The following is a 12,320-nucleotide window of genomic DNA, read 5'->3' on the forward strand; positions in this document are numbered from 1 at the left end:
TGGAAGTGAGGTTAAGGAAGCAGGTTCGATGTTGCTCAGATTGCTGACAAAGTGCGCTTTGTTCATGCCGGATGCGGCGTTACCGCCTTATCCGACCTAAAACGGCTTGCAGATTCAATACATTGCAGGTCCTGCGTAGGCCTGATAAGCGTAGCGCATCAGGCAATCTTGCGTTTGTCCTCAGCCACCGTCACCCCGACTGTATCGGGGTGACGGGCAATAACTTACTCGATCCCTCTGCTACGCAGGTAATCTTCGTAATTACCGCTAAAGTCGATCACGCGTTCCGGAGTGATTTCCAGAATGCGGGTCGCCAGGGAGCTTACAAACTCACGGTCGTGAGAAACAAAGATCAGCGTACCCTGATACAGTTCCAGCGCCATGTTCAGTGACTCGATGGATTCCATATCCAGGTGGTTGGTCGGTTCGTCCATGATCAGAATATTCGGTTTCTGCATCATTAACTTACCAAACAGCATCCGCCCTTTTTCCCCACCGGAAAGCACTTTAGCTGGCTTTTTGATGTCGTCCTGGCTGAACAGTAAACGACCGAGAATGCTGCGCACCGCCTGCTCGTCATCGCCTTCCTGCTTCCACTGGCTCATCCATTCGAACACGGTCAGATCATTTTCGAACTCATATTCGTGGTCCTGGGCATAGTAACCAATGCGCGCGTTCTCAGACCATTTTACAGTGCCGCTGTCCGGTTGCAGATCGCCCACCAGCGTTTTTAACAGGGTCGATTTACCGACGCCGTTGGTACCCAGTACCGCCAGTTTTTCACCGACTTCCAGCAGCAGGCTAAGATTTTTAAACAGCGGACCGTTATCAAACCCTTTGGTCAGACCTTCCACTTCCAGCGCGTTACGGAACAGTTTCTTATCCTGCTCAAAACGAATGAACGGGTTCTGACGACTGGAGGCTTTTACCTCTTCCAGTTTGATTTTATCAATCTGACGCGCGCGCGAAGTCGCCTGGCGAGATTTCGAGGCGTTGGCGCTAAAGCGGCTAACGAAGGATTGCAGCTCAGCAATCTGCGCTTTCTTCTTGGCATTATCAGCCAGCAGACGTTCACGCGCCTGGGTCGCGGCCGTCATGTACTCATCGTAGTTGCCCGGATAAACGCGCAGTTCGCCGTAGTCCAGATCCGCCATGTGGGTACAAACCATGTTGAGGAAGTGACGGTCGTGCGAAATGATGATCATGGTACTGTCACGCTCGTTCAGCACCTGCTCCAGCCAGCGAATGGTGTCGATGTCCAGGTTGTTGGTCGGTTCGTCGAGCAGGAGAATGTCCGGGTCAGCAAACAGCGCCTGCGCCAGCAGCACACGCAGCTTCCAGCCAGGAGCAACTTCACTCATCGGGCCGTAGTGTTGTTCCAGTGGAATACCGACGCCAAGCAACAATTCCCCCGCACGCGATTCTGCAGAGTAACCGTCCATTTCGCCGTATTTCACTTCCAGATCGGCCACTTTGTAGCCATCTTCTTCGCTCATTTCCGGCAAAGCATAGATGCGGTCGCGCTCTTGCTTCACTTCCCACAACTCTTTATGCCCCATGATCACCGTATCCAGCACGGTGTACTCTTCAAAGGCAAATTGATCCTGGCGCAGCTTACCAATGCGCTCATTCGGATCGAGGGAAACGTTGCCCAGCGTCGGCTCAAGGTCGCCGCCGAGGATTTTCATAAAGGTGGATTTACCACTACCGTTCGCGCCAATCAGGCCGTAACGGTTGCCGCCGCCAAATTTGACGGAAATGTTTTCAAACAACGGCTTACTGCCGAACTGCATGGTGACGTTACTGGAAACTAACACAGGCGTATCCTGAAAAGAGATATGACAAACCGCGCATTATGCCATAAGTCTGAAAGAAGATCCCGTCCGTCGCTTAAGGTCTACACTCTTCCCAAAGGCAAAAAATGTGATTTAGTACACATCTGATTTCACTGTTAGCTGGAATGAACATATAATGCGCTTCCAATACTCTAATATTCTCAACCTAATGGCCTGCCAGGCACTAAATCTCGCTTAACATGAATATGAAATTGAAAACATTATTCGCAGCGGCCTTCGCTGTTGTCGGCTTTTGCAGTACCGCCTCTGCGGTAACTTATCCTCTGCCAACCGACGGGAGTCGCCTGGTTGGTCAGAATCAGGTGATCACTATCCCTGAAGGTAACACTCAGCCGCTGGAGTATTTTGCTGCCGAGTACCAGATGGGTCTTTCCAACATGATGGAAGCTAACCCTGGTGTGGATACCTTCCTGCCGAAAGGCGGCACCGTACTGAACATTCCACAGCAGTTGATCCTGCCAGATACCGTGCATGAAGGTATCGTCATTAACAGCGCAGAGATGCGTTTGTACTACTATCCGAAAGGGACCAACACCGTTATCGTGTTGCCGATCGGGATTGGTCAGTTAGGTAAAGACACACCTATCAACTGGACCACCAAAGTAGAGCGTAAGAAAGCAGGCCCGACCTGGACACCGACCGCCAAAATGCACGCCGAGTACCGCGCAGCAGGCGAACCACTTCCGGCTGTCGTTCCGGCTGGCCCGGATAACCCAATGGGGCTGTATGCACTGTACATCGGTCGCCTGTACGCTATCCACGGCACCAACGCTAACTTCGGTATCGGTCTGCGCGTAAGCCACGGCTGTGTGCGTCTGCGTAACGAAGACATTAAATTCCTGTTCGAGAAAGTGCCAGTCGGTACTCGCGTGCAGTTTATTGATGAGCCGGTAAAAGCGACTACCGAGCCAGACGGCAGCCGTTATATTGAAGTCCATAACCCGCTGTCTACCACCGAAGCCCAGTTTGAAGGTCAGGAAATTGTACCAATTACTCTGACGAAGAGCGTGCAGACAGTGACTGGTCAGCCAGACGTTGATCAGGTTGTTCTGGATGAAGCGATTAAAAACCGTTCCGGGATGCCGGTTCGCCTGAATTAATCGTTAAAACTTAAGCAAAAGGCGGAGTGATAATCCGCCTGAGGCTGCTCATGGCAATACATAATTGCCTGATGCGCTACGCTTATCAGGCCTACGCAGAACCTGCAATATATTGAATCCGCAAGTTTTTGTAGGCCGCATCCGGCATGAACAAAGCGCGTATTACCAACACTCAGAGGCGGACTAATAATCCGCCTTTTTAATTTGTCAGACCTTACCCCGCCGGGATCATAACCAACAAAACATATCCCACCAGCGCCGCCCACAACAGCATCGGTATTGAATAGAGATGGAAACGCCACCAGATACGGCGATCGTTCGCCATCCGTAGCGCAATCAAATTTGCCAGCGATCCGGGTAATAAACCAAAGCCACCTACATTTACCGCCCATGCCAGTAGTAAAGACGGAGGCACATAATTGAGCAGCAAAATCGTGCCCGGCACGTTACTGATTACCTGCGATAAACCAATCGCCGTCAGCCATAATCCAGGTTCAGATAAATGACTCACGTTGCTCAACACGCCCTGTAATACCGGAAGTTGGGTCAGTAAATGGACGTCGATAAACATCGCCATAAACACCAGCAGCAACGTCCAGTCCACGCTCAGCACCACGCGACGCGCCAGAAGCGCAAAGCCCGCCGCCACAATCACCAACCCCCACAGCTCTTGTTTCAACTCCAGCGCCATAAGGAAGACGATATACAGCCCCAGACAACTCCACACCAGCCGAGGCTTCCACTCCGGCATCTGCGAACCAGTATGGTATTGCAGCGCCTTTCCAGGGAAACAACACCAACACAGCAGCAGTAGTGTCAGCATCATCGCACCAGCCAGCGGGGCCATTTGGGCAATAAAACCGACAAACGAAAGATCAGAGCGTCCCCAGATTAGGATATTTTGCGGATTGCCAATCGGCGTCAGCAACGATCCGGCATTCACCGCCAACGCCTCGAAAATAATCAGCCGATTAACCGGGATCTCACACAGTCTTTTTAGCGTGATGGTCAGCGGAACCACAATAAACAGCGCGACGTCGTTGGTCAGAAACGTAGAAAGCAGCGCCGCTGCCAGCACCATAAACATCGCCAGTCGACGCTCAGTAGCAAAACGGCGCACCATCTTTCGCCCAAGCACATCAAAATAACCGCTTAATTCAACACCTTTGGTCAACAGCATCAGGCCACTTAAGGTGATGATGGTGTGCCAGTCAATAGCGCCAGGCCAGGACTTAGGTGTGAAAGGAACGAAAAAACTTAATCCGATGCCAACAAGAATTAATAACTGAAAAAAGCGATCGCCTTGCAGCGAGCGTAAAAAAGGCAGGCTCATTTAGCACCGTGTTTCTGGGTAAACAAACGAAAGGCGTCCAGCGTCTCCTCACTGACATGGTGCTCCATGCCTTCCGCGTCGCGACGGGCGATTTCCGGGCTAACGCCCAACACCAACAAGAAATTTTCGACGACCTGATGACGCTCGCGACTTTCCTGCGCCAGCTTCTCTCCTTCTGCCGTTAAAAACACGCCACGCCAGGGGATCATTTCAATCAATCCCATTGTTGCCAGTCGCTTAAGCATTTTAGCCACCGTAGGTTGAGAGACTCCCAGACGGGCGGCCATATCAACCTGGCGCGCTTCTCCCACCTCCATCATCAGGTCAGAAATCAGCTCAACGTAATCGTCGATAAGTTCACGGCGATGTGCCTCTCTGACCTGGCGGAATCCTTCAACGTGCTCTTCCACGTTCACTAACTGCGTCACTTTTTTTGCTGTTGGCGTACCTGCGCGACGACTCATTGTGCTTCCTCATTATGGTGACACATACATAGCGTTCTCATTTCGTGCGCACATTGTAAACCAGAGTTGCGAAGGTACAAAAAATTAACGTTTTAGCAATAGCTATATAATATAGCCTGTGCTATATCTGTATGTAATGCAATCATCCCTCATGGAACGACGGGATTAGCAAGTCAGGAGGTCTTATGAATGAGTTCAAGAGGTGTATGCGCGTGTTTAGTCACTCTCCCTTTAAAGTACGGTTAATGCTGCTCTCGATGTTGTGCGATATGGTCAACAACAAACCGCAGCAAGATAAACCTTCCGATAAATAGCGGCGTCGCGGTACGCCGCTTTGCTCCTGCTTTATTGCAGGCATAGATTGTTCTGGATTGCCCCCCCACTTTTTATCGGATTTGCTATTCTCTTCGCAAAAGATTTGTTCCTCAGTAGTTGACCTGAACGGCAGCTCGCTCTATCTTCTTGCAGCCCTGCGTATATTGCGGCTCGCAGATGCGGACCCTTCCCCCTCTTCACGCACTCTTGCAGGTATTGACCCTTGACGCCAGGGTAAGCACATGGCGTTTGTTACGATAGTGGCATATGAACTTAACCCTTAAAGAATCGCTTGTTTCCCGTAGCCGGGTTTTTAGCCCGTGGACTGCGTTCTACTTTTTACAGTCGCTATTGATTAACCTTGGTTTAGGTTATCCCTTTAGTTTTCTCTACACCGCCGCTTTTACTGCCATTTTGCTTTTGCTATGGCGGATGTTGCCGCGCGTGCAAAAAACCTTAATAGGCGTCTGTTCGCTGGTGGCGGCCTGTTATTTCCCTTTTGCTCAGGCGTACGGTGCGCCTAACTTCAATACATTGCTGGCGCTGCATTCCACCAATATGGAAGAGTCGACCGAAATTCTTACGATCTTCCCGTGGTATAGCTATCTGGTCGGCTTATTTATTTTTGCGCTCGGCGTGATTGCGATCAGGCGGAAAATAGAGGATGAAAAAGCACGCTGGAATAAATTCGACAGCCTGTGTCTGGTATTCAGTGTGGCGACATTTTTTGTCGCTCCGGTTCAAAATCTCGCCTGGGGCGGTGTATTTAAACTCAAAGACACCGGTTATCCGGTATTTCGTTTTGCCAGGGATGTCATCGTCAACAATAACGAGGTGATTGAAGAGCAGGAACGGATGGCGAAACTTTCCGGGATGAAAGATACCTGGACAGTCACTGCAGTTAAACCCAAATATCACACTTATGTGGTGGTCATTGGCGAAAGCGCACGTCGCGATGCCCTCGGTGCCTTTGGCGGTCACTGGAATAATACCCCGTTTGCCAGCAGCGTTAACGGCCTGATTTTTTCTGATTATATTGCTGCCAGTGGCTCCACACAGAAATCTCTCGGATTAACGCTTAACCGCGTGGTCGATGGCAAACCACAGTTTCAGGATAACTTTGTGACCCTGGCCAACCGAGCAGGATTCCAGACCTGGTGGTTTTCTAATCAGGGGCAAATCGGCGAATACGATACGGCTATCGCCAGCATCGCTAAACGTGCAGATGAAGTGCAATTCCTGAAAAACGGTAATTTTGAAGCAGATAAGAACGCTAAAGACGAAGAGCTACTGACAATGACTGCTCAGGTATTGGCGGAAGAACACTCGCAGCCGCAACTGATTGTTTTGCATCTGATGGGCTCACATCCTCAGGCCTGTGACCGGACACAAGGCAAATACGAAACCTTTGTACAATCGAAAGAAACATCGTGCTATCTCTACACCATGACGCAAACTGACGATTTACTGCGCAAACTGTACGACCAGTTACGCAACAGCGGCAGCAGTTTCTCCATGGTTTATTTTTCAGACCACGGTTTAGCCTTTAAAGAACGCGGAAAAGAAGTGCAATACCTGGCCCACGATGATAAATATCAGCAGAATTTCCAGGTGCCTTTTATGGTCATTTCCAGCGACGATAAAGCGCATCGGGTGATTAAAGCCCGCCGTTCAGCCAATGATTTCTTAGGTTTTTTCTCACAGTGGACGGGAATTAAAGCGCAGGAAATCAACATCAACTACCCGTTTATTTCCGAGAAGAAAGCCGGGCCAATCTACATCACCAACTTCCAGTTACAGAAGGTGGACTACAACCATCTCGGAACCGATATTTTCGACCCGAAATCCTAAGATAAAAAAATCCGCCCCGAGGGGCGGATTTTTTATATCACCGAAGTGATTAGAAGCGGTAACCAACACCGGCGATCCAGGTGCCTACGTCAACGCTACGAATACGGCTCTGCTCGTAAGAGAAGTCCAGAGCAACGTTTTCGATCGGGTTGAACTGCAGACCTGCGCCGTAGGAGAAACCGTAGTCGCTGGTGTCGTGTTTATAGGTCGGGTAGTTGGTGTCCTGGAATTTACCGTAGCCCACACCTACAACACCGTAGATGCTCGCCCAGTCGTTGATGCGGTATGCCGGACCAGCAGTGATGCCGTAGTACTGGGTTTTGTTGTAATCGCCTGCACTGTTAGTACGACTTTTTTCAGTGTAAGTGAAAGAACCGATCACACCCAGCGGGCTGTTGTCTTCTTCATAGCGGTATTTCAGGTTGAAACCGCCCATTTTGTTCATTTTGCCCTGAGCGTCGCTCTGAGCGTAACCGCCAGTTACGGTAGAAGTAGCAGCTACGGAAGTACCTGCGGTGAAAGCCAGAACTGCGGCCAGTGCTGAAAGACATGCAATTTTTTTCATAACCACCTCAAATGTGATTCAAATAAGTCCTAAGCTTTAAATATATCAAAAATTAATGGGAAACTCTTCGCGATTTGTGATGTCTAACGGGCCATTTCATGTAACAGAACGTTTCCACATGCCGCTATCCATCTAAATTTACATCATTTTTTCAGTGAACTGCGTAAGTATTACGCATATTTTCACTGCCGTTCATCCAGATTATTCCTAATCACCAAGCTGATGAATCAATCAATCCTGGCGCATTTTAGTCAAATCGGGGAAAAATTTTTCAACAAATGCTCAACCAGTTTTAGTTATATCCAGTACACTCCTCGCTTTACCTGACTATACAAATTTATGGGGGAACGGATGCCAGGGACATTACGTAAAATGCCGGTCTGGTTACCGATATTATTATTGCTCGTTGCCATGGCGTCTATTCAGGGCGGGGCCTCATTAGCAAAGTCGCTTTTTCCACTGGTCGGCGCGCCGGGCGTGACTGCACTGCGCCTGGCGCTGGGAACACTGATTCTTATCGCATTCTTTAAACCGTGGCGACTGCGGTTTGCCAAGGAACAGCGCTTGCCGCTGTTGTTTTACGGCATCTCACTGGGGGGAATGAACTATCTTTTTTATCTTTCTATTCAGACCGTACCGCTTGGGATTGCGGTGGCGCTGGAATTCACCGGACCACTGGCAGTGGCGCTGTTCTCTTCACGCCGCCCCGTAGACTTTGTTTGGGTTGTGCTGGTGGTACTCGGCCTGTGGTTCCTGCTGCCGCTGGGGCAGGATGTTTCGCATGTCGACCTAACCGGCTGTGCGCTGGCGCTCGGCGCCGGTGCTTGTTGGGCTATCTACATATTAAGTGGGCAACGCGCCGGTGCGGAACACGGCCCGGCGACGGTGGCAATCGGTTCGCTGATTGCGGCGCTTATTTTCGTGCCGATTGGCGCATTCCAGGCCGGAGAGGCGCTCTGGCACTGGTCGGTTGTTCCATTGGGTCTGGCTGTCGCTATCCTCTCTACCGCTCTGCCCTATTCGCTTGAGATGATTGCCCTCACCCGTCTGCCGACCCGGACATTTGGTACGCTAATGAGTATGGAACCTGCACTGGCTGCCGTTTCCGGAATGATTTTCCTCGGTGAGACATTGGCGCCAATACAACTACTGGCCCTCGGCGCGATTATTGCCGCCTCAATGGGCTCAACGCTGACAGCGCGCAAAGAGACTAAAATTAAAGAATTAGATATTAATTAAAGCTAGCTTTCTGCATGGTTATGCATAACCATGCAGAATATTACACGACTCTTCATCCCTGCCCTTTTTATATATCTTGTTATCCTAAAACCTATTCTCTCTGAATAGCTCGCGTAAAAAAGAAAATAAGAATCGCCTCCAGCAATATACATAACTATGTGAATTTATATGGTTTTTATTTTTCACGCTTGTTACCGCTATTAGTGTGATAGGGACAGCCAGAATAGCGGAACACCAGGGTGGTGCTATACTTAGTCTCGTTAATTACTGGGACACAACATCAAGAGGATATGAAATTATGAGTACCGCTAAATTAGTTAAAGCAAAAGCGACAAATCTGCTTTATACCCGCAACGATGTCTCTGACAGCGAGAAGAAAGCGACAGTTGAGTTGCTGAATCGCCAGGTTATCCAGTTTATTGATCTCTCTTTGATTACCAAACAAGCGCACTGGAACATGCGCGGCGCTAACTTCATTGCCGTACATGAGATGCTGGATGGTTTCCGTACCGCACTGACCGATCACCTGGATACTATGGCAGAGCGCGCGGTGCAGCTAGGCGGCGTTGCCCTTGGTACCACTCAAGTTATTAACAGCAAAACCCCGCTGAAAAGCTACCCGCTGGACATCCACAGCGTTCAGGATCACCTGAAAGAACTGGCTGACCGTTACGCGATTGTCGCTAATGATGTACGTAAAGCGATTGGCGAAGCGAAAGATGACGACACCGCAGATATCCTGACCGCCGCTTCCCGCGACCTGGATAAATTCTTGTGGTTTATCGAATCTAATATCGAATAAATCCATCGCAGATGGTGCAGAACTTAAGTAAGCGATAAAGGCGGCTTCCTGGCAGGAAGCCGTTTTGTATTGCTGCCCGCCTCTACGCACTTTTTTAGTGCAACTCATCGTCTTTCCCGCCTGTCAAAGTAAAATATTTGTATCAGCAACATCACACAATCGTTACATAAAGATTGTTTTTTCATCATAATTTACGCTAAATAACCTATGTGTTGAGTGCACTATTTTTGCGCACCACTTTGGCGCCCCAATATGGTGCAGACCGGAGATGTTGCCCCATAAATTGTGCAACCCGTTTTAACTGCTCCTATAAAAATCAAAGAGTTGTAAAACTGGCACGATTTTTTCATATACGTAAATGTCACGCAGGGGATCGTCCCGTGGATAGAAAAAAGGAAATGCTATGAAGTCTGTATTAAAAGTTTCACTGGCTGCACTGACCCTGGCTTTTGCGGTTTCTTCTCATGCCGCGGATAAAAAACTGGTTGTGGCGACGGATACCGCCTTCGTTCCGTTTGAATTTAAACAGGGCGACAAATACGTTGGTTTTGATGTGGATCTGTGGGCTGCTATCGCCAAAGAACTGAAGCTGGATTACGAACTGAAACCAATGGATTTCAGCGGCATCATCCCAGCACTGCAAACCAAAAACATCGATCTGGCGCTGGCGGGCATTACCATTACCGACGAGCGTAAAAAAGCGATCGATTTCTCTGACGGCTACTACAAAAGCGGCCTGTTAGTGATGGTGAAAGCCAACAATAACGATGTGAAAAGCGTGAAAGATCTCGACGGTAAAGTGGTTGCTGTGAAAAGCGGCACCGGCTCCGTTGATTACGCAAAAGCGAACATCAAAACCAAAGATCTGCGTCAGTTCCCGAACATCGATAACGCCTATATGGAACTGGGTACCAACCGCGCAGACGCCGTCCTGCACGACACACCAAACATTCTGTACTTCATCAAAACCGCCGGGAACGGTCAGTTCAAAGCGGTAGGTGACTCTCTGGAAGCACAACAATACGGTATTGCGTTCCCGAAAGGTAGCGACGAGCTGCGTGACAAAATCAACGGCGCGTTGAAAACCCTGCGCGAGAACGGCACATACAACGAAATCTACAAAAAATGGTTCGGTACTGAACCGAAATAATGATTGCCTTTAATTTATGGCCCGGTGGCCTTTTGCATACCGGGCCAGCGTTTCTCCCCGCCAACCTTCTGGCTCGGGTATTTACACCACGGTAACAGGAACAACATATGCAGTTTGACTGGAGTGCCATCTGGCCTGCCATTCCGCTTCTGATTGAAGGCGCCAAAATGACCCTGTGGATTTCGGTCCTCGGTCTGGCTGGCGGCCTGGTTATCGGACTGGCGGCAGGTTTTGCACGCACCTTCGGTGGTTGGATAGCCAACCACGTCGCGCTGGTCTTTATTGAAGTGATCCGCGGCACACCTATCGTCGTCCAGGTGATGTTTATCTACTTCGCCCTGCCGATGGCGTTTAACGACTTACGCATCGACCCGTTTACTGCGGCGGTGGTCACCATCATGATCAACTCCGGCGCGTACATTGCGGAAATCACGCGTGGTGCGGTGCTGTCAATCCACAAAGGTTTTCGTGAAGCAGGACTGGCGCTCGGCCTTTCACGTTGGGAAACCATTCGCTACGTCATTTTACCGCTGGCACTGCGCCGCATGCTGCCGCCGCTGGGTAACCAGTGGATCATCAGCATTAAAGATACATCGCTGTTTATTGTTATCGGCGTGGCGGAACTGACCCGTCAGGGGCAAGAAATTATTGCCGGTAACTTCCGCGCCCTTGAAATCTGGAGCGCCGTGGCGGTGTTCTATCTGATTATTACCCTAGTGCTGAGCTTTATTCTGCGTCGACTGGAAAGAAGGATGAAAATCCTGTGATTGAATTTAAAAACGTCTCCAAGCACTTTGGCCCAACCCAGGTGCTGCACAATATCGATTTGAATATTGCCCAGGGCGAAGTCGTGGTGATTATCGGGCCGTCCGGTTCCGGTAAATCGACCCTCCTGCGCTGCATCAACAAACTGGAAGAAATCACCTCCGGCGATCTGATTGTCGATGGCCTGAAGGTTAACGATCCGAAAGTTGACGAGCGCCTGATTCGCCAGGAAGCGGGTATGGTGTTCCAGCAGTTTTACCTTTTCCCGCATCTGACGGCGCTGGAAAACGTCATGTTTGGCCCGCTACGCGTGCGTGGCGCGAACAAAGAAGAGGCGGAAAAACTGGCACGTGAACTGCTGGCGAAAGTCGGTCTGGCAGAACGTGCACATCACTACCCTTCCGAACTTTCTGGTGGTCAACAGCAGCGTGTAGCGATTGCCCGCGCGCTGGCGGTGAAACCGAAAATGATGTTGTTTGATGAACCGACTTCCGCTCTTGACCCGGAATTGCGCCATGAAGTGCTGAAGGTTATGCAGGATCTGGCTGAAGAAGGCATGACGATGGTGATCGTGACCCACGAAATCGGTTTTGCCGAGAAAGTAGCTTCGCGCCTGATCTTTATCGACAAAGGCCGGATTGCGGAAGATGGCGATCCGCAGGCGTTGATCAAAAATCCGCCGAGCCAGCGCTTGCAGGAATTTTTACAGCACGTCTCTTAATAAGACACATTGCCTGATGCGCTACGCTTATCAGGCCTACAGGATATATGGCAACTTATTAAAATTGCATGAACTTGTAGGACGGATAAGGCGTTCACGCCGCATCCGGCAAAAAAGCCCGCACGTTGTCAGCAACCTGCTTAATATCCCTTCCTCCCT

13 protein-coding genes are annotated in these 12,320 nt (G+C 50.0%); 8 read left to right on the forward strand and 5 right to left on the reverse strand.

Translation table 11 applies throughout. From position 1 onward, the window contains the following. Positions 1 to 224: 224 nt before the first annotated feature. Positions 225 to 1,817, reverse strand: coding sequence for an ABC-F family ATPase (locus D9738_RS06195; RefSeq protein ID WP_130259765.1), 1,593 nt, complete (start codon positions 1,815 to 1,817; stop codon positions 225 to 227). 218 nt (positions 1,818 to 2,035) lie between these two features. On the opposite strand from D9738_RS06195, the gene ldtB reads away from it, so the two are divergent. After that, a complete protein-coding gene (ldtB, locus tag D9738_RS06200) occupies positions 2,036 to 2,956 on the forward strand; it encodes a L,D-transpeptidase (protein ID WP_001056384.1) in 921 nt (306 codons plus the stop codon). A 214-nt stretch (positions 2,957 to 3,170) separates the two neighbouring features. Here the strand turns inward: ldtB and D9738_RS06205 are convergent, their stop codons facing one another. Together D9738_RS06205 and mntR are read right to left on the reverse strand one after the other, a co-directional pair. Then, positions 3,171 to 4,289, reverse strand: a complete 1,119-nt coding sequence (locus D9738_RS06205; protein WP_130205147.1) for an anion transporter — start codon at positions 4,287 to 4,289, stop codon at positions 3,171 to 3,173. Further along, on the reverse strand, positions 4,286 to 4,753 hold the full coding sequence (gene mntR, locus D9738_RS06210; RefSeq protein WP_130259766.1) for a manganese-binding transcriptional regulator MntR: 468 nt from the start codon (positions 4,751 to 4,753) through the stop codon (positions 4,286 to 4,288). Before mntR ends, D9738_RS06205 begins: the two co-directional genes overlap by 4 nt. Before the next feature lie 185 nt (positions 4,754 to 4,938). On the opposite strand from mntR, the gene mntS reads away from it, so the two are divergent. Both mntS and opgE read left to right on the forward strand, forming a co-directional pair. Next, complete coding sequence (gene mntS / locus D9738_RS06215) at positions 4,939 to 5,067, forward strand: manganase accumulation protein MntS (RefSeq protein ID WP_001001761.1); 129 nt, start codon at positions 4,939 to 4,941, stop codon at positions 5,065 to 5,067. A gap of 268 nt (positions 5,068 to 5,335) precedes the next feature. Then, positions 5,336 to 6,919, forward strand: coding sequence for a phosphoethanolamine transferase (opgE, locus tag D9738_RS06220; protein ID WP_130259767.1), 1,584 nt, complete (start codon positions 5,336 to 5,338; stop codon positions 6,917 to 6,919). 49 nt (positions 6,920 to 6,968) lie between these two features. Here opgE and ompX read toward each other — a convergent pair whose 3' ends face one another. Beyond that, positions 6,969 to 7,484 carry an outer membrane protein OmpX gene (gene ompX, locus D9738_RS06225; protein ID WP_105289445.1) on the reverse strand — a complete coding sequence of 172 codons (516 nt, stop codon included), beginning with the start codon at positions 7,482 to 7,484 and terminating at the stop codon, positions 6,969 to 6,971. A gap of 52 nt (positions 7,485 to 7,536) precedes the next feature. Continuing rightward, a complete protein-coding gene (locus D9738_RS06230) occupies positions 7,537 to 7,602 on the reverse strand; it encodes a protein YliM (RefSeq protein ID WP_120795379.1) in 66 nt (21 codons plus the stop codon). Positions 7,603 to 7,835: 233 nt separating this feature from the next. Between D9738_RS06230 and rhtA the strand changes: the two genes are divergently transcribed. The 5 genes from rhtA (at position 7,836) to glnQ (ending at position 12,161) form a co-directional block, all read left to right on the forward strand. Further along, positions 7,836 to 8,723: a threonine/homoserine exporter RhtA gene (gene rhtA / locus D9738_RS06235; protein ID WP_130259768.1), complete on the forward strand. Its 888-nt coding sequence runs from the start codon at positions 7,836 to 7,838 to the stop codon at positions 8,721 to 8,723. A gap of 298 nt (positions 8,724 to 9,021) precedes the next feature. Beyond that, positions 9,022 to 9,525, forward strand: a complete 504-nt coding sequence (gene dps / locus D9738_RS06240; RefSeq protein WP_064530112.1) for a DNA starvation/stationary phase protection protein Dps — start codon at positions 9,022 to 9,024, stop codon at positions 9,523 to 9,525. A 403-nt stretch (positions 9,526 to 9,928) separates the two neighbouring features. Continuing rightward, positions 9,929 to 10,675: a glutamine ABC transporter substrate-binding protein GlnH gene (gene glnH, locus D9738_RS06250; RefSeq protein ID WP_130205139.1), complete on the forward strand. Its 747-nt coding sequence runs from the start codon at positions 9,929 to 9,931 to the stop codon at positions 10,673 to 10,675. Positions 10,676 to 10,782: 107 nt separating this feature from the next. Continuing rightward, entirely contained in the window at positions 10,783 to 11,442 is a 660-nt protein-coding gene (gene glnP / locus D9738_RS06255) for a glutamine ABC transporter permease GlnP (RefSeq protein ID WP_061090926.1), read from the forward strand. Beyond that, positions 11,439 to 12,161: a glutamine ABC transporter ATP-binding protein GlnQ gene (glnQ, locus tag D9738_RS06260; protein ID WP_032302757.1), complete on the forward strand. Its 723-nt coding sequence runs from the start codon at positions 11,439 to 11,441 to the stop codon at positions 12,159 to 12,161. Before glnP ends, glnQ begins: the two co-directional genes overlap by 4 nt. Positions 12,162 to 12,320 lie beyond the last annotated feature (159 nt).

It is taken from the genome of Escherichia sp. E10V5 (assembly GCF_004212315.1).
Classification (GTDB): Bacteria; Pseudomonadota; Gammaproteobacteria; order Enterobacterales; family Enterobacteriaceae; genus Escherichia.

Excerpts from the sequence above, each read along its gene's own strand:
- ldtB (WP_001056384.1), top strand. The coding sequence starts at position 2,036 with ATGAATATGAAATTGAAAACATTATTCGCAGCGGCCTTCGCTGTTGTC.
- D9738_RS06205 (WP_130205147.1), bottom strand. The coding sequence starts at position 4,289 with ATGAGCCTGCCTTTTTTACGCTCGCTGCAAGGCGATCGCTTTTTTCAG.
- mntR (WP_130259766.1), bottom strand. The coding sequence starts at position 4,753 with ATGAGTCGTCGCGCAGGTACGCCAACAGCAAAAAAAGTGACGCAGTTA.
- mntS (WP_001001761.1), top strand. The coding sequence starts at position 4,939 with ATGAATGAGTTCAAGAGGTGTATGCGCGTGTTTAGTCACTCTCCCTTT.
- opgE (WP_130259767.1), top strand. The coding sequence starts at position 5,336 with ATGAACTTAACCCTTAAAGAATCGCTTGTTTCCCGTAGCCGGGTTTTT.
- ompX (WP_105289445.1), bottom strand. The coding sequence starts at position 7,484 with ATGAAAAAAATTGCATGTCTTTCAGCACTGGCCGCAGTTCTGGCTTTC.
- rhtA (WP_130259768.1), top strand. The coding sequence starts at position 7,836 with ATGCCAGGGACATTACGTAAAATGCCGGTCTGGTTACCGATATTATTA.
- dps (WP_064530112.1), top strand. The coding sequence starts at position 9,022 with ATGAGTACCGCTAAATTAGTTAAAGCAAAAGCGACAAATCTGCTTTAT.
- glnH (WP_130205139.1), top strand. The coding sequence starts at position 9,929 with ATGAAGTCTGTATTAAAAGTTTCACTGGCTGCACTGACCCTGGCTTTT.
- glnP (WP_061090926.1), top strand. The coding sequence starts at position 10,783 with ATGCAGTTTGACTGGAGTGCCATCTGGCCTGCCATTCCGCTTCTGATT.